This is a genomic window from Ruegeria sp. BB1 (assembly GCF_056539465.1).
In genome coordinates, this window is sequence record NZ_JBQFVB010000012.1 from 119216 (window position 1) to 135084 (window position 15869).

At 56.2% G+C, this 15869-nt stretch carries 14 protein-coding genes and 1 pseudogene; 13 read left to right on the forward strand and 2 right to left on the reverse strand.

Going from position 1 to position 15869, the window contains the following annotated elements; genetic code table 11:
* Window positions 1-19 precede the first annotated feature (19 nt).
* The 13 genes from cpaB (at window position 20) to pdeM (ending at window position 14598) form a co-directional block, all read left to right on the forward strand.
* Window positions 20-895 carry a Flp pilus assembly protein CpaB gene (cpaB, locus tag ACR0AL_RS19810; RefSeq protein ID WP_170362506.1) on the forward strand — a complete coding sequence of 292 codons (876 nt, stop codon included), beginning with the start codon at window positions 20-22 and terminating at the stop codon, window positions 893-895.
* A 192-nt stretch (window positions 896-1087) separates the two neighbouring features.
* Complete coding sequence (locus tag ACR0AL_RS19815) at window positions 1088-2494, forward strand: type II and III secretion system protein family protein (protein ID WP_170351452.1); 1407 nt, start codon at window positions 1088-1090, stop codon at window positions 2492-2494.
* Between the two features lie 16 nt (window positions 2495-2510).
* Window positions 2511-3140, forward strand: a complete 630-nt coding sequence (locus ACR0AL_RS19820) for an OmpA family protein (RefSeq protein ID WP_170351453.1) — start codon at window positions 2511-2513, stop codon at window positions 3138-3140.
* 195 nt (window positions 3141-3335) lie between these two features.
* A complete protein-coding gene (locus ACR0AL_RS19825) occupies window positions 3336-4568 on the forward strand; it encodes a CpaE/TadZ family protein (protein ID WP_170351455.1) in 1233 nt (410 codons plus the stop codon).
* 25 nt (window positions 4569-4593) lie between these two features.
* Window positions 4594-6027 carry a TadA family conjugal transfer-associated ATPase gene (locus tag ACR0AL_RS19830; RefSeq protein WP_170351457.1) on the forward strand — a complete coding sequence of 478 codons (1434 nt, stop codon included), beginning with the start codon at window positions 4594-4596 and terminating at the stop codon, window positions 6025-6027.
* An 11-nt stretch (window positions 6028-6038) separates the two neighbouring features.
* Entirely contained in the window at window positions 6039-7007 is a 969-nt protein-coding gene (locus ACR0AL_RS19835; protein WP_170351459.1) for a type II secretion system F family protein, read from the forward strand.
* Between the two features lie 10 nt (window positions 7008-7017).
* On the forward strand, window positions 7018-7998 hold the full coding sequence (locus ACR0AL_RS19840) for a type II secretion system F family protein (RefSeq protein ID WP_170398949.1): 981 nt from the start codon (window positions 7018-7020) through the stop codon (window positions 7996-7998).
* 49 nt (window positions 7999-8047) lie between these two features.
* Window positions 8048-8587 (forward strand): tetratricopeptide repeat protein, encoded by a 540-nt coding sequence (locus ACR0AL_RS19845; RefSeq protein WP_480664377.1) that lies wholly within the window; start codon window positions 8048-8050, stop codon window positions 8585-8587.
* Window positions 8588-8616: 29 nt separating this feature from the next.
* A complete protein-coding gene (locus tag ACR0AL_RS19850) occupies window positions 8617-9468 on the forward strand; it encodes a tetratricopeptide repeat protein (protein WP_170362504.1) in 852 nt (283 codons plus the stop codon).
* 3 nt (window positions 9469-9471) lie between these two features.
* Window positions 9472-10017: a prepilin peptidase gene (locus ACR0AL_RS19855; RefSeq protein ID WP_170414273.1), complete on the forward strand. Its 546-nt coding sequence runs from the start codon at window positions 9472-9474 to the stop codon at window positions 10015-10017.
* 117 nt (window positions 10018-10134) lie between these two features.
* Window positions 10135-11442, forward strand: coding sequence for a P-loop NTPase family protein (locus ACR0AL_RS19860; RefSeq protein ID WP_170351466.1), 1308 nt, complete (start codon window positions 10135-10137; stop codon window positions 11440-11442).
* A 40-nt stretch (window positions 11443-11482) separates the two neighbouring features.
* Window positions 11483-13894, forward strand: a complete 2412-nt coding sequence (locus ACR0AL_RS19865; protein ID WP_480664379.1) for a ligase-associated DNA damage response DEXH box helicase — start codon at window positions 11483-11485, stop codon at window positions 13892-13894.
* 41 nt (window positions 13895-13935) lie between these two features.
* A complete protein-coding gene (pdeM, locus tag ACR0AL_RS19870) occupies window positions 13936-14598 on the forward strand; it encodes a ligase-associated DNA damage response endonuclease PdeM (RefSeq protein ID WP_480664381.1) in 663 nt (220 codons plus the stop codon).
* A gap of 6 nt (window positions 14599-14604) precedes the next feature.
* Here pdeM and ACR0AL_RS19875 read toward each other — a convergent pair whose 3' ends face one another.
* Both ACR0AL_RS19875 and ACR0AL_RS19880 read right to left on the reverse strand, forming a co-directional pair.
* Window positions 14605-15354 carry a LytTR family DNA-binding domain-containing protein gene (locus tag ACR0AL_RS19875; RefSeq protein ID WP_480664383.1) on the reverse strand — a complete coding sequence of 250 codons (750 nt, stop codon included), beginning with the start codon at window positions 15352-15354 and terminating at the stop codon, window positions 14605-14607.
* Between the two features lie 207 nt (window positions 15355-15561).
* A pseudogene (locus ACR0AL_RS19880) lies at window positions 15562-15869 on the reverse strand (bifunctional methylenetetrahydrofolate dehydrogenase/methenyltetrahydrofolate cyclohydrolase); the annotation flags it as partial.

The window sequence follows — 15869 nt, forward strand, 5'->3', positions numbered from 1 at the left end:
ACAATACGAGGGGACGTGAATGCGTGCAGTATTTGGACTTGTCCTGATTGTCGGGGTGGCTTTGGCCGGAGGCGCCGTCTATTTGGCGCGCGACTACATCGCACAGCATCAGGACCAACTCGCCCGAGAACGCCTGGCCGCGCAACAAGCGTTGGAAAATGCCGCCCTAGAAGGGACCACTGGCGTTCTTGTATCCAACCGAGCCATGAAATACGGAGAGCGCCTGACCAAGGAAGACGTTCGTGTCGTCAACTGGCCTGACGAAGCAATCCCGGAAGGCAGCTTCGTGGACATGGCAGTTTTGTTTCCCGAAGACGCAAAAGGTGACCGATTCGTCCTGAGAGCGATGGAAAAAGACGAGGCCCTCATGGAGGTCAAAGTCACCAATCCTGGGGAGGCCGCAGGTCTGACCTCACGGATAGAAAAAGGTAAACGCGCTTTTGCGATCAGCGTTGATGTTGCGTCTGGTGTTTCTGGCTTTTTGCGCCCTGGTGATAGTGTAGATGTGTATTGGACCGGAACCGTTAACAGCAACCTTCAGGCTGGAGTCGGCGAAATCACCCGCCTAATTCAGACCAACATCGAATTGGTCGCGATTGACCAGTCAGCGGGATCAGATCTGACGGGCACAACAATTGCGCGTACTGTGACAGTAGCCGCCACCCCAGAAGAAATCGCGGCTTTGGCCCAAGCACAGAACACAGGTCGCTTGTCATTGGCCTTAGTTGGGGTGCAGGACGACACAATCGCAAGTGCGGTTGAAGTGGACCAGCGAAAACTGTTGGGAATCAAAGAAGCAGCCCCCGCCCCGGTTCAGGCTGAAGAACGGAAATGCTACACGAGAGTTCGACGTAGCGGAGAAATTGTGCAAACCGAAATTCCTTGCACAAACTGACGTTAAATCAGAGATTTACCAATACAAGCCGCGCCAACTGCGCGGCTTGTTTCGTTATGCATGTTGCGCATTGTCCACATAAGGAAAATTCCAGAAACCCTTGATTATTGCAATAAATTCGTAATTCGCGCAGTGTTACCTGACATAGGGCATAGACCCAAAAAACGAGGCGTGATCGGAGAGGCAGGTCACATGACAATACGTACTTGGATCAGCGCAACCCTTATGGGGTTGGCGCTTATAGTTGGTCCGGTCGGCCATACGGCCTGGGCTGAAACTTTGCGCGTGGTAAAGAATGGTTCAGCGGAAACGCTAGACGTTCCGATGAACCGCGCAATTGTGGTGGAAAGCGAAGAACCTTTCGCCGAACTTAGCATTGCTAATGCCGGCATCGCCGATATCTCGTCGCTTTCGGATCGCACTATTTATGTGCTGGGTAAGGCACCGGGTCTGACTACGCTGACCCTGTTTGACGGCGCGGGTAACCTGCTGGCAAATGTTCGGGTTCGCGTATCGCCGGATGTATCTGAATTCAAAGAGCGTTTGGTTCAGATTTTGCCAGGTGAACAGATCGAAGTGCGCACAGCCAATGATGGCATCGTCCTTTCGGGAACGGTTTCCAGCGGCGCAAAACTGGCGCGGGCACTGGAACTGGCCGAGCGTTACGCGCCCGAGCGTGTCTCGAACCTGATGTCAGTTGGGGGCGTACAGCAAGTCATGCTGAAAGTACGCTTTGCCGAGATGAACCGCTCGGTGGCCAAAAGCCTGACCGCTTCGCTGGGCTTCGGCGGCGGTGACGTGACAGGTGGTTTCAACACCCTCAACAATGCGGGTGCTCTGGCCAACGCACTGAACGACAACATCCCCATACTTCAAACAAATACAGGCGCCATCCTGTTCGGCTTTGGGGCCGGATCGACGCAGGTGCGTTTGCTGCTGGAAGCATTGGAGGCCAAAGGTCTTGCCCGCAGTCTGGCAGAGCCAAACCTGTCTGCCCTGTCGGGTCAGGAAGCAACCTTCCTTGCCGGCGGTGAAGTTCCCATTCCAGTGCCGCAAGAAGATGGTGTTATTGCCATTGAATACAAGACGTTCGGCGTTGAAATCGACTTTATTCCGCGCGTTGTGGATGGCGATCTGATCAATCTTGAGCTTGCCGCCGCCGTGTCCAGCATTGACACCAGTTCAGACTTTACTATCCAAGGCGATACAGTTCCTAGCTTTGTCACTCGTCAGACCAGCACGACGGTTGAATTGCGAGATGGTGAGAGCTTCGCAATCGCGGGGTTGATTCAAGATGACTTTGCAGACCTGAACAGCCAAGTTCCCTGGGTCGGTGATATTCCGGTGCTGGGAGCGTTGTTCCGCTCTGCGGAATACCAGCGCCAACAAAGCGAACTGGTTATCATAATCACTGCGCATCTGGTTTCGCCGACACGTGGTGAAGCGCTGGCATTGCCAACAGATCGGGTCAAACCGCCCAGCGAATTTGATCTGTTCGTGAACGGCAAAGTCGGTCGTACAACGCGCCCGGGTGCCGGCGCAGCCTCGGAAGTAGCCAAGCAGGACTTTGGCAGCTCCTACGGCTACGTTCTGGATTGATAGGAGGATAGGACCAATGCAGAAGTGGATAATCACACTGGGTCTTTCGGTTGCTGTCGCCGCTTGTACGCGTGAAGCCGGGTATGAAGTTGATCAAGGTGCTTTCGGGAATGCGACCCTGAACAACACCCAGGTCATGAACGGCGAACTGACCTATGCCCAAATCCTGGGTCAGCGGTTCGCGGCCGAGGTTCCGACGCAGATCAACTTTGCCTTTGACAGCGCAAAGCTGGACGAAACGGCTCAGCGGGTTCTGTTGCGGCAGGCTGCGTGGATCAAACAGTTCCCCGAAGCGCGGTTCCGGGTCTATGGCCATACCGACGCCGTCGGTTCGACTGGTTACAACAAGGCACTGGGCCAGCGACGCGCCAATGCGGCGGTTGCCTTCCTGACACAGCAGGGCATCTCGCGCTCACGTCTTGAGGCTGTCGTTTCCTTCGGCAAGTCACGCCCGTTGATCGATACCCCGAATCGCGATCGGCGCAACCGCCGCACCGTGACCGAGGTTTCGGGCTTTGTGGATCGCAACCCGCTGGTTCTGGACGGCAAGTATGCCGCCATCGTCTATCGCGAATATGTACAAAGCGCGACGTACGAGGCGCAACTGCGTAGCCAAACACGAGTTGGCGATACAACCGAACAATAAGTCGGATTTGGGCGACATCGTCGCCCATTTCCCTACAATTGGTTCTTTTGCGCCTAAATCTTGCCTAAGTTCCAAGCCAAATTTTCAACAATTAGGTGACCTGCGGCCAAATCTGGCCGCGACGGGGCAAGAGCGAACCAGACAGAATCTTCGGGTTCTCTGGGTTGGTCGGCTCTCGCGACAAGGATTGTGTTAATGACGAGCGCATCGCCACAAGATGATAAAAACGCCATTCTGGCCTGCACCATCAGCCGTGACGTCCAGAATTTCGACCTTCTGATCGAGGATATGGAGGTTGCACTGGGAGAACGATGGGGTGATCTCGGTTTTGCCGAAGCCCTGGCATTCTTCAGCCAACCTGATGCTGATTCTTTGGAGTTTGTCGCCTTGGCGATTGACGGCGAAGATGAAGACAACCTGTCCTTGATGGGTGAGATCATCACGCGAGCAAAAGAAAAGAAGATCAAAATCGTCCTGATCGCCGAAGACGTCACTCCGGCGTCTCTGCACCAACTGTTGCGCAAAGGCGCGGACGAGTTCGTCCCCTACCCTCTGCCCGAAGGCGAATTGCAGGAAGCTATCGCCCGGATGAACCAGCCCGATCCAGTTGCAGTACAGCAGGCCGCTGCACCTTTGGCGCAAGGTGAATCGAAAGAAGGGGCCCTCTTTGTGGTCCACGGACTTGCCGGAGGCGTCGGTTCCACCACTATGGCAGTCAATCTGGCCTGGGAATTGGCCACCGTATCGGACAAAGACGCGCCATCAGTCTGTCTGTTGGATCTGGATCTGCAATTCGGCACAGTTTCGACCTATCTGGATTTACCACGGCGCGAAACTGTCTTTGAAATGCTTTCGGACACATCGCTGATGGATGACGACGTATTTTCTCAAGCGTTGCAAACCTATGAAGAGAAACTGCAGGTTCTGACAGCGCCATCGGACATGGTGCCGCTGGATCTGATCACACCCGAAGATATTCAGCGCGTGATCGAAACGGCTCGTCGGAACTTTGATTATGTGATCGTGGACATGCCCTCGACGCTGGTTCACTGGTCTGAAACCGTTCTTCAGGCCGCACATGTGTATTTCGCCATGATTGAACTGGACATGCGCTCGGCTCAGAACGCGCTGCGCCTGAAACGTGCGCTGCAGGCCGAGGAACTGCCTTTCAACAAATTGCGCTTTGCTCTGAATCGGGCGCCGAAATTTACCGATCTGAACGGCAAAAGCCGGGTCAAACGGATGGGTGAAAGCCTGGGTATCTCCATTGACCTGCAATTGCCGGATGGCGGCAAGCCGGTCATGCAGAGTGGCGACCACGGACAACCGCTGGCCAATGCAGCCGCCAAGAATCCGCTGCGTCGCGAAATCGCGAAGCTTGCGAAATCGCTTCATAGTTTGGGCAGCAGCGACGCTGAGGCCGCGTAACCAGTACTAAAGGGAGAGAGCCGCCGTGTTTTCACGTTACAAGAAACAGCCCGAAGCGCAGCCGGTTCAAACTCCGGCCGCGACACCTGAACCTGTTGCGGAAAAAAAGCCCACAGCTAATGCCGTCGCTCGACGGCCCGTGCAGAAAAAGGCGGCCGAACCGGTGGCCGGAGATCGCGATCGCAAGCGCAAGGAACGCCTTGGCGAGATCAAGATCGAACTGCATCGCGAACTGTTGGAAAACCTGAACCTAGCGGCGCTCGAAAATGCAGGCGAATCCGAATTGCGCGCGGAAATCAGCTCGATTGTCAGCGAAATTTTGGAAACCCGGAACATTGTTCTGAACCGCGAGGACCGCTCGCAGTTGAACAAGGAACTGTATGACGAAGTGACGGGTCTTGGCCCGCTTGAGACCTTGCTGCAGGACGATACCGTCAACGATATTCTGGTCAACGGTCCGCAACAGATCTTTGTGGAACGCGACGGTAGGCTGGAAATCAGCGACATCACCTTTAAAGACGAAAAGCACCTGATGCGGATCATCGACAAGATCGTGTCCGCTGTGGGACGTCGTGTCGATGAATCCAACCCTTACGTTGACGCTCGCTTGGCTGATGGTTCGCGTTTTAATGCGATGGTGCCGCCGATTGCGGTGGATGGATCGCTGGTCTCAATTCGTAAGTTCAAAAAAGACAAGCTGGGCATCGATGACCTGGTGAATTTCGGTGCCTTTACCGAAGAAATGGCCGCTTATCTTCAGGCCGCCGTGTCAACCCGTCTGAACATCATCGTTTCAGGTGGTACGGGTTCGGGTAAAACCACCACGCTGAACGCCTTGTCCAGTTTCATCGATGACGCAGAACGCATCCTGACAATCGAGGATACGGCGGAACTTCAGCTACAACAGACCCATGTGGGTCGGATGGAAAGCCGTCCGCCCAACGTCGAAGGCAAAGGCGAGGTCAGCCCGCGCGACTGTCTGAAAAACGCCCTGCGTATGCGTCCCGACCGCATTATCGTGGGTGAGACGCGTGGCGCCGAGGTGATTGACATGTTGCAGGCCATGAACACCGGCCACGACGGTTCGATGACCACGATCCACGCCAACTCGGCGCGCGACGGGATTTCGCGCCTGGAAAACATGATCGCGATGGCCGGTATCGAAATGCCAATCAAAGCGGTCCGAAGCCAGATTTCGTCAGCTGTTAACCTGATCGTCCAGGCCAGCCGTTTGCAGGATGGTTCGCGTCGGATGACTTCAATCACCGAGATTACGGGCATGGAAGGCGATGTGATCTCAATGCAGGAAATCTTTAAATTTCAACGCGTTGGACTAACACCGGACAACAAAATCATCGGTCACTTCACAGCGACCGGCGTACGCAGTCACTATTCTGAGCGCTTCCGCCTGTGGGGCTTTGACCTGCCCGCTTCGGTCTATGAACCAACGAATATGTAGGAGATCTGGCAATGCAACTGCCTGTTGAGGCGCTCATCTATGTCGTGATCTTCGTCGCGGTGTTCGCCCTAGTCGAAGGCATCTATCTGGTGGCTTTCGGCAAATCCATCAGCCTGAACAGCCGTGTAAACCGGCGTCTGGATATGCTCGACAAAGGTGTCGGGCGGGAACAAGTGCTGGAACAGCTGCGCAAGGAAATGCAGCAGCATATGAAAACGCAGAGCATCCCGCTCTATTCGCTGTTGGCTGACAAAGCGCAGAAGGCAGCTATTGCCTTCACCCCGAAACAACTGATCATGGTCATGATCCTTTTGTCAGGCTTTGCTTTCGTCGGCCTGAGCGTCGGCACCGCAACGGAAATGGTTCTGCGGGTGGCATTGTCGGTCTTTATCGGTGTTGGCGGTGTCTACACCTGGGTAAGCCGGAAGGCCGGTAAACGCATGGGCATGATGGAAGAGCAACTGCCTGACGCGGTTGAATTGATGGTCCGATCCCTGCGCGTGGGCAACCCATTTGTGTCGTCCATTCAGATTGTCGCAAACGAAGTACAGGACCCACTGGGAACCGAGTTCGGTGTCATTGCCGACGAATGCGCCTATGGCCGGGACGTGGGTGAGGCGCTGAGTGATCTGGCTGAACGTCTGGACATGCAGGACCTTCGCTTTCTGGCGGTGGCCGTGGGTATCCAACAACAGTCAGGCGGTAACCTTGCTGAAATTCTGGCTGGTCTGGCTAAGGTGATCCGCGCCCGTTTCCGCCTGTTCCGGCGTGTAAAGGCGATCACCGCCGAGGCAAAATGGTCCGGCAAGTTTCTGTCAGGGTTTCCCCTTTTCTGCCTGCTGTTCATCATGGTGACAGATCCCAATTACTATGACGACGTGGTTGATCATCCCCTGTTCATCCCGGCCTGTTTCTTCGTGGGCATCATGCTGACGCTGAACCTGATCGTGATGCGCGTTCTTACCAACATCAAGGTCTGAGGGAATTGCAATGGAAGTTCTGGCCCCAATCAACGACCTGATCAAACAGTACCTTGGCGAATTCGGTCCACTTATCGTGATCGGCGTTTTGGGTCTGGCGATGATCTTAATCGCTGTTACTCTGATGTTGAACCAACCAGAGGACCCTCTGAAAAAGCTGCAAAAATCCACTGCCGCACCAAAACACGATAAGAAATCCAAAAAGGACAAGCTTCGCAACACCAGCCGCAACGAGCAGCTTGAAAAGTTCGCAACATTCCTTGAGCCGCAAAACGAAGCCGAACTGTCGGCAATGCAGCTAAAGCTGCGGCAAGCCGGATATCATTCAAAGGATTCTGTGCGTTTCTTCCACTTTGCACAATTTGCGCTGGGTATTATCGGTATTCTGGTCGGCGTCATGTTGGTTACCGTACTGTCGGGCGGCCAGGAATTCACCGGTCAACAGATGGCTCTTAGAGTTCTGATTCCGGCAGGTGCAGGATATTTTCTGCCGCGCTACTGGATCACCCGGCGTGTTGCCGAACGTAATGAAGCAATTGTCGCCGGTTTTCCCGATACGCTGGACCTTATGCTGGTCTGCGTCGAGGCCGGACAATCTCTGGATCAAGCCATTGTACGGGTTGCGCGTGAGATGAAGGCCTCCTACCCCGATATCGCGCAAGAGTTCGAAATTGTCGCTTATGAATTGAAGGCAGGTAAGGACAAGGACACGGTTTTGCGTGACTTCGGAACCCGCTGCGGCGTGCAAGATGTCAGCTCATTCGTGACCGTCATGATCCAGTCCGCGACGTTCGGCACCTCGATCGCCGAAGCGCTTCGGGTCTACGCTGGCGAAATGCGCGACAAACGGGTCATGCGCGCCGAAGAAGCCGCGAACAAGTTGCCAACCAAGATGACTCTTGCCACAATGATCCTGACGGTGCCGCCTTTGCTGGTTATTCTGGTCGGACCTTCGGCAAAAGGAATCGCTGATTTTGCGGCGGGTAATTAATAACCCAAATTTAGTAGGCTTCAGGCGCATCCACGACGGTATACGCCACATGCTAAAGGCCGCCATGGTGATCGCCGTGGTGGCCTCTTGCACTGAGACAGGGTCGTCAGATGATCTGGACGTCCCCGGAATTGACCCTAAAGGTCAAAGGGCGGACGAAATTACGGTGGGAAACCGGTTGATGGCCGCCGGGGAATACGAGCTGGCGCTGGATTCTTTTGCCCGCGCCGCATTGGATCAGGGGATGACAACACAAATCCTGACGGCGATGGGCACGGCCAATCTGGGACTCAGGCGTCTAGGACAGGCCGAAACCCTACTGCGACGGGCCGTCAAGGACAATCCTGACTGGCCAGTTGCTTGGAACAATCTAGGCGTGGTGCTGGTCGAAAAGGGCGAATATCCCGAGGCCGCGCAGGTTTTCAAGCGGGCCTTTGCGCTGGACAATGGCGAAAGTGACGCAATCCGGGACAATCTGCGCTTAGCGCTCGCAAAAATGGAAAATCCTGTTAATACTACGGCAGAAGAACAAGAATATACGTTGGAGCAGCAAGGCGACGGGCAATTCAAGCTGCGCAAGCTCCCGTAAAACAGGCAAGAGCAGTAAGGGACGCAAAAATGCGCCAACAATTCTTGATTGCGCCAATCGTGATGTGCGGGCTGATCCTTTCTGCCTGCGAAAAAGAAACCGAGGAAGAAAAGGTCGAGCGTACCTATCAGGAGGTCAACGTCATTGACGAGACCAACCTGAACGAGGTCTTGCTGACCGCCGCCGATCCAAATGAGGCGGTCACCTACTTTCAAGGCGCCGCCGCCAAAAATCCGGGTCGGATCGACCTGCAGCGGGGACTGGCGATTTCCTTGTCTCGTGCGAAACGGTCGACCGAAGCCGTCGCCGCCTGGAAAAAGGTGACGACGATGAAAGGTGCCGGAAACGTCGACAAGCTCGAATATGCTGACGCGCTTGTCCGCGCCGGCAATTGGGGGCAGGCCAGATCGGTTCTGGATACCATTCCACCCACTTATGAAACCTTCAAACGGTATCGGCTTGAAGCGGTGGTCGCAGACTCCAAACAGGATTGGAAACGCGCAGACCACTTTTATGAAACCGCGGTCGGCCTGACCACGCGCCCCGGTGGTGTCATGAACAATTGGGGTTATTCCAAGCTGACACGCGGCCAGTTTGCCGAAGCCGAACGCCTGTTTACGGAGGCGATCCGTCAGGACAAATCCCTGTTCACCGCCAAGAACAATCTGGTTCTGGCCCGAGCTGCGCAAGGAAATTACAGCCTGCCGGTTGTTCCCATGACACAGGTGGAACGCGCCAGGCTGCTGAACACGATGGGTATCTCTGCTGTCAAGCAAGGGGATGTGGCGACAGCCAAAAACCTGTTCCGCGAAGCCATCGCCACCCATCCACAGCATTTTGACGAGGCTGTCCGCTCGCTGCGCGCGCTTGAGGATGCCTGATTGATGAGTATTCCCGCGTTTGCTGCGCTGTGGTTTCTTCCGTTTGTTCTGCCGATCTGCTTTTACGTGGCGTTCACAGACTTGCGGGACATGCTGATCAAGAACCACGCCGTTGTTGCGCTGGCCGTCATTTTCGCCATTGTCGGGTTGTTTGTGCTGCCCCCGTGGTCCACCCAGTGGACCTCACTAACGATCTGGTCGTTCTCGGTGACACTTCCCCCTTACGTCTGGCACTTGCTGCATATTGTGACCGTGCTGATTTTGGGCATTCTGTTTAATGCCGCTGGCGTTTTGGGTGCCGGGGATGCCAAGTTCATGGCCGCCGCCTCACCTTTTGTCTGGTCTGGGGATTGGGTTCTGGTGATGTTTATTCTGGCAGCCACCACGCTTGCTGCCTTTGTCACACATCGATTGGCCATGTATACAGCGTTGCGCAACGTTGCGCCAAATTGGGAAAGCTGGAACAGGAAGAAGCACTTTCCAATGGGCCTGCCTCTTGGTGGCAGCCTGGCTATTTACCTGATCTTAGGCACTGTTTACGGCTCGTAAACTATCATTAACGCGCCTTGTCGCCGCCTTGGTACTGCCACAAAGCCGGGCCAGATTTCCCCTAAGCGGCCCTTTTTGGGGCCATTGGCGTGAATACTGGATAGACGGGCGACGCTCATGAATATGCAGACAACTTCGGTAATGGCCCCCCCTGCCCCAAAGGGTTTGGGCGAAATGAGACTGCCCATCGTCATGATGCGCGACATCATGTTGAAAACGATCTTTCGCAAGAATGTAGACACCGTATCCGAGATCGCCGTGGCGATTTGTCTGCCGGGCTCCGTCACGCAGGAACTGATCGACATGGCCCGCGAGCAAAAGCTGATCGAGGCCACCGGCACCCTGAATGCCAACAGCGGCAATGAGATGGGTTATCAGCTGACTGATGCCGGCAAGGCCCGCGCACTGGACGCGTTGAGTCAGTCAGAATATTTTGGCGCCATGCCCGTACCGCTGGACGTCTACCGCGAACAGGTGAAACGCCAGTCGATCCGCAACATTCAGGTGACCCGCGACCAGCTGATTGGCGCAATGGGCCACTTGGTTCTGCCCGACAGCCTGCTGGATCAATTGGGCCCGGCGGTCAGCGCCGGTCGCTCGGTCCTGATGTATGGCCCTCCGGGCAACGGTAAATCCTCGATTTCAAACGGGATTCGCGATGCACTGGGCGATAATGTCTATGTGCCTTTCGCCATCGAATATGCCGGTCAGGTGATTACGGTTTATGACCCGATCGTTCATACTGCGATTGAACAGGAGCCAGACGATCCCAACAGCCTGCGCCGCCGCAAACGGTTCGACACACGCTATGTTCAGTGCGAACGTCCAACCGTGGTTACAGGTGGTGAATTGACGCTGGGTATGCTGGATCTGGTTTATAACCCCACAGCGCGAACCTATCAGGCCCCTTTGCAGTTGAAATCGACCGGCGGTATCTTCATCGTGGACGACCTTGGCCGTCAGCAGGAACCACCGCAGGCCCTGATTAACCGTTGGATTGTTCCGCTGGAAGAGAACAAGGATATCCTTGGCCTGCAGTCGGGTGAAAAGTTCGAAGTTCCCTTCGACACGCTGGTCATCTTCTCGACCAACTTCCACCCGAATGAAATCTTCGACCAAGCGGCCCTGCGCCGGATCTTCTTCAAGATCAAGATCGACGGCCCGAACCAGGAGAACTTCCTGAAAATCTTTGCCATGGTGGCGCGCAAACGCGGCATGCCGCTTGACGAGGCTGCTCTGGTCCATCTGTTGAAGGTTAAATACCCGACCATCAACAATATCTATGCGAATTATCAGCCGATCTTCCTGATCGACCAGATGATCTCGATCTGCGAGTTTGAGGGCATCCCTTATCAGATGAGCCCTGACCTGATCGACCGCGCATGGTCCAACATGTTCGTCAAGGACGAGACTATCGTCAAATAACGCCGTGCCATTTCGGTAAAGGGCCGGGTAATCTGCGCGTATGACGCAGATTCCCGACCGGATCGCATCTTGGTTTGCCGCCAAGGGCTGGTCCATTCACCCCCATCAATACGATATGTTCAACCGGGCCTTGGACCCGGCCACGTTGTTGATCGCGCCGACCGGGGGCGGTAAGACAATGGCCGGGTTTTTGCCGACATTGGCGGAACTTGCAGATGGCACGCATGAGGGGTTGCACACGATTTATGTGTCTCCGCTCAAGGCACTGGCCGCTGATATCCGCCGCAACCTGCGCGGCCCTGCAGATGAGATCGGCCTACCCATTCGGATCGAAGACCGCACCGGCGACACCTCGGCCACGCAGAAAAAGCGGCAGCGTGTAGACCCACCCCATATTTTGCTGACCACCCCTGAAAGCTTGGCCCTGCTGACCTCATACGAGGACGCGCCTCGGATGTTTGCGGGGGTGCAACGAGTGATTGTCGACGAAATCCACGCATTGGCCGAAAGCAAGCGAGGAGATCAGCTGATGCTGGCCTTGGCGCGGCTGCAAACCCTGTGCCCTGACCTGCGCCGGGTCGGTCTTTCAGCTACGGTCGAGGACCCGCAGGCCATCGCGCGCTTTCTGGCCCGGCACCCGGACCCTTGTCAGATTGTGCAGGCCGACCCCGGACCTGATCCGGATATCCGCATGCTGGAAACGCAGGAAATGCCCCCCTGGTCCGGTGGTGGCGCTGCTTATTCGATCCCGGCGGTGCTCGAGCAGATCAAGCAACATAAGATGACGCTGATTTTCCACAACACCCGCGCACAGGCCGAGATTTTCTTTCACAATCTGTGGCTTGCCAACGATGACGGCCTGCCCATCGGCATTCACCACGGCAGTCTGGACCGGCAGCAACGCGAGCGGGTCGAGGCCGCCATGGTGCGGGGCGACCTGCGCGCCATAGTATGTACCGGCAGCCTGGACCTTGGCATCGATTGGGGTGACGTGGACCTTGTGATCCAAATTGGTGCGCCTAAAAATGTCAAACGACTGGTGCAACGGATCGGGCGAGCAAACCACCGCTACAACGCGCCCTCCAAGGCCCTGCTGGTACCTGCCAACCGCTTTGAGGTGGTGGAATGCGTCGCGGCACTTGAGGCCGCCAGAGCGCATGATCTGGACGGTGAACCGCGCGGCTCTGGCCCCCGCGATGTGCTATGCCAGCATATCTTGATAGCGGCTTCGGCAGGCCCGTTCGACGCCAGCGCGCTTTTTATGGAAATGACCACAGCGGGGCCATACGCGCATCTGTCACGCGATGAATTCGACGCCTGTCTGGAATTCTGCGCGACCGGAGGCTACGCCCTACGCGCCTATGATCGCTGGCAGCGCTTGCAACAGCGCGCAGACAGACAAATGCAGCTGCGCGACCCGCGCGCAGCGCAGCGTATCCGCATGAACTTGGGTACCATTCAGGACACCGACACGCTGAAGGTACGTTTGAAACGCAACCGCGGAGGCAAACCGCTGGGTGAAGTGGAAGAGGCCTTTGCCGCCTCGCTAACGCCCGGAGATACCTTTCTGATCGGGGGGCAGATTGTCCGCTATGAGGGCCTGCGCGAGATGGTGGTTGAGGTCAGCCGCCGTGCGGACAGAAAACCAAAAGTTGCTGTTTTTGCGGGCACGAAATTCGCCACCTCGACGCAGTTAAGCGACCGGATTCTGCGGATGTTTGCCCAGCCGGATTGGCCGCAACTGCCTAAACACACTGCCGACTGGCTGTCTCTGCAGCGCGACATGTCTCGCCTGCCTCAACGCGACCGGCTGCTGATCGAAAGCTTTCCGAATGACGGGCGCGAGAATCTGTGCGTCTACGGTTTCGCTGGCCGCAACGCACAGCAGACGCTGGGCCTATTGCTGACCAAACGTATGGAGGAAACCGGGCTCGCCCCGCTGGGTTTTGTCGCAACCGATTATGCCACACTAATCTGGGGGCTGGATGCAGTGACCGACCCGCGGCCCCTGTTTCAACTGGATGCCCTGCGTGACGGGCTTGAGACTTGGTTGGCCGGAAATGCCGTGATGAAACGGACCTTTCGCGCCTCGGCCACGATTGCTGGGCTGATCGAACGGAACATGGGCGGTCAGCGCAAAAGCGGTCGTCAGGCGACGTTCTCGTCGGATATCCTTTATGACACCTTGTTGAAATACGACCCGGATCATTTGTTGATGCAGATCACCCGCGAAGAGGCCATGCGAGGGCTGGTGGATTTCGGGCGGATCGAAGCGATGATCGCCCGGATCGGAGACCGTATTGATCTGCTGCGGCTGGATCGCGTATCGCCTCTTGCCGCCCCTTTGTTTCTTGAGGTCGGCAAGGTTCCGGTCAAGGGCGCGGCCGAAGAACGGCTATTGGCAGAAGAAAGCGCACGTCTGTTGAAGGCGGCGGGGTTAACACCTGATTGATACGGCTTGCGTCCGGAGGTGAAACACGCAAAGAACGCATCATGAACGAAGTGGCGATTTCTTTTGCGGGACAGACCCTGAAGGCATTGGGATCTGGGGCCTTGTGGTGGCCGGATCAGCAATTGCTGTGCGTATCCGACCTGCATCTGGGCAAGTCTGAGCGCATCGCTCGGCGGGGCGGCCCGAGTCTGCCGCCTTATGACAGTCAAGAAACCCTGAACCGGCTGGCTGTGGATATTGCCAGAACCAATCCTGCCACCGTGATCTGCCTGGGCGACAGCTTCGACGATCTGAAAGCTTCGGCCGCAATGCAAGCGGAAGAACAGCGTGATATCACGGCCCTGCAGGCTGGTCGGCGCTGGATCTGGATCGAGGGTAATCACGACCCCGGTCCGATTGATCTGGGCGGTACGCATCTGTCCGAGTGTAAGATTGCCCCGCTGACTTTCCGCCATATCGCGCAGGCACCAGCGCAAGCCGAGGTGTCAGGCCACTACCACCCCAAAGCGCGTCTGAACGCGCGGGGTCGAACCATCACCCGGCCCGCCTTTTTGGTGGACAAGACGCGGCTGATCCTACCGGCCTACGGCACATATACTGGCGGGTTACGCAGTTCGGATCATACATTGGACGCTTTGATGGATGGTCAGGCCATAGCCATACTCACCGGATCGCATCCTCGGGTCATTCCTATGCCCAGATAGAGTGGCTTAGATAAGGCCGTCTAGCTCTAGCCCCGGTTTGTATTTTCGGCTGATCGGAACCAGATCGGTGTTCTTCAGACGCAAGAAGGTTTTTCCGTCCAGCTTTTCAACCCCGACAATGGCATCGTCTGCCACCCAATGGGAACGATGCGTACAGTGGCCGGGTACCGGTTCCATCTCGGCGATCGCATCAGTCAGACGGGATCGGATGGTGAATGTCCCCGCTGAAGTCACCACATCAACCGCATGGTCGCGGACTGTCAGTCGATAGATCTGACCGGAAAACGACTCTGGCAAACGCTTGGTCAGGCGTGGCGAGGGTGGCGCGATCTGATCCTGCACCGGCTCATCAACGTGACTATACCCGCGCACCAGGACCAGCCCGGTTGCAAACAGGGCACCATAAGGGGCCACCGCCAGAACATCCGGCGCCTGTTGCCCCCCGACAGAGAACAGCAGATATGACATAAGCCACATAGATGGCACGAACAGAACCAGAATGAAGAAAACCAGCGCAATGTCACGCCAGCTGAAATGGGCTTCTGCGAAAAATTTCCGGCTCACGCGTCTGACGATCCAGGTCACGCACAGGGCCAATCCCAGTACACCGATCCAGAAAACAAGCCGCTGGGGATAGGTCAGGTAGATGGCCGGAAAAGGCTGGAACGCACTGGCCAACAAAGGCGGGAAACCAACGCCTGCAATCACTCGGCGTAACGTGAATTCGGCCAGAATTGGTCTGGGCACTTCGGTCATACATACTCAACAAACAAGACTACAGGTTCCAGCCCAACACCACACGGCTTTCACCAATCTCTCGTAACCGGCTGGAAAAGCTTACTTATCACCAATTTACCGGACATTCAAACCCGGCCCTTGAAACTTAATTCAATCTTCAGAAAGCAAATGGACCAAAAAGCGTTTGCTCTTCGGTCCATTTGTTCAAATTTATTTTCCCTGAGATCAAGCTGTCAGGCCTTCGGGCTCTGGCAAGGCATTGGCGCGGCAGCAGGCGGTCAGTGTGTTGGCCAGCAGGCAGGCAATGGTCATCGGTCCGACGCCACCGGGCACGGGTGTGATCGCTCCGGCGCGTTCGGCCGCGCTGGCGTAATCTACGTCTCCGACCAGCTTGTTCTTGCCGTCCCGTTCAATTCGGTTGATGCCCACATCGATGACCGTGGCACCTTCCTTGATCCAATCGCCCGGGATCATCTCGGGGCGGCCAACGGCAGCAACGACGATATCTGCGCGGCGCACAACATCAGGCAGGT

Excerpts from the sequence above, each read along its gene's own strand:
- cpaB (WP_170362506.1), top strand. The coding sequence starts at position 20 with ATGCGTGCAGTATTTGGACTTGTCCTGATTGTCGGGGTGGCTTTGGCC.
- ACR0AL_RS19815 (WP_170351452.1), top strand. The coding sequence starts at position 1,088 with ATGACAATACGTACTTGGATCAGCGCAACCCTTATGGGGTTGGCGCTT.
- ACR0AL_RS19820 (WP_170351453.1), top strand. The coding sequence starts at position 2,511 with ATGCAGAAGTGGATAATCACACTGGGTCTTTCGGTTGCTGTCGCCGCT.
- ACR0AL_RS19825 (WP_170351455.1), top strand. The coding sequence starts at position 3,336 with ATGACGAGCGCATCGCCACAAGATGATAAAAACGCCATTCTGGCCTGC.
- ACR0AL_RS19835 (WP_170351459.1), top strand. The coding sequence starts at position 6,039 with ATGCAACTGCCTGTTGAGGCGCTCATCTATGTCGTGATCTTCGTCGCG.
- ACR0AL_RS19840 (WP_170398949.1), top strand. The coding sequence starts at position 7,018 with ATGGAAGTTCTGGCCCCAATCAACGACCTGATCAAACAGTACCTTGGC.
- ACR0AL_RS19845 (WP_480664377.1), top strand. The coding sequence starts at position 8,048 with ATGCTAAAGGCCGCCATGGTGATCGCCGTGGTGGCCTCTTGCACTGAG.
- ACR0AL_RS19850 (WP_170362504.1), top strand. The coding sequence starts at position 8,617 with ATGCGCCAACAATTCTTGATTGCGCCAATCGTGATGTGCGGGCTGATC.
- ACR0AL_RS19855 (WP_170414273.1), top strand. The coding sequence starts at position 9,472 with ATGAGTATTCCCGCGTTTGCTGCGCTGTGGTTTCTTCCGTTTGTTCTG.
- ACR0AL_RS19860 (WP_170351466.1), top strand. The coding sequence starts at position 10,135 with ATGAATATGCAGACAACTTCGGTAATGGCCCCCCCTGCCCCAAAGGGT.
- ACR0AL_RS19865 (WP_480664379.1), top strand. The coding sequence starts at position 11,483 with ATGACGCAGATTCCCGACCGGATCGCATCTTGGTTTGCCGCCAAGGGC.
- pdeM (WP_480664381.1), top strand. The coding sequence starts at position 13,936 with ATGAACGAAGTGGCGATTTCTTTTGCGGGACAGACCCTGAAGGCATTG.
- ACR0AL_RS19875 (WP_480664383.1), bottom strand. The coding sequence starts at position 15,354 with ATGACCGAAGTGCCCAGACCAATTCTGGCCGAATTCACGTTACGCCGA.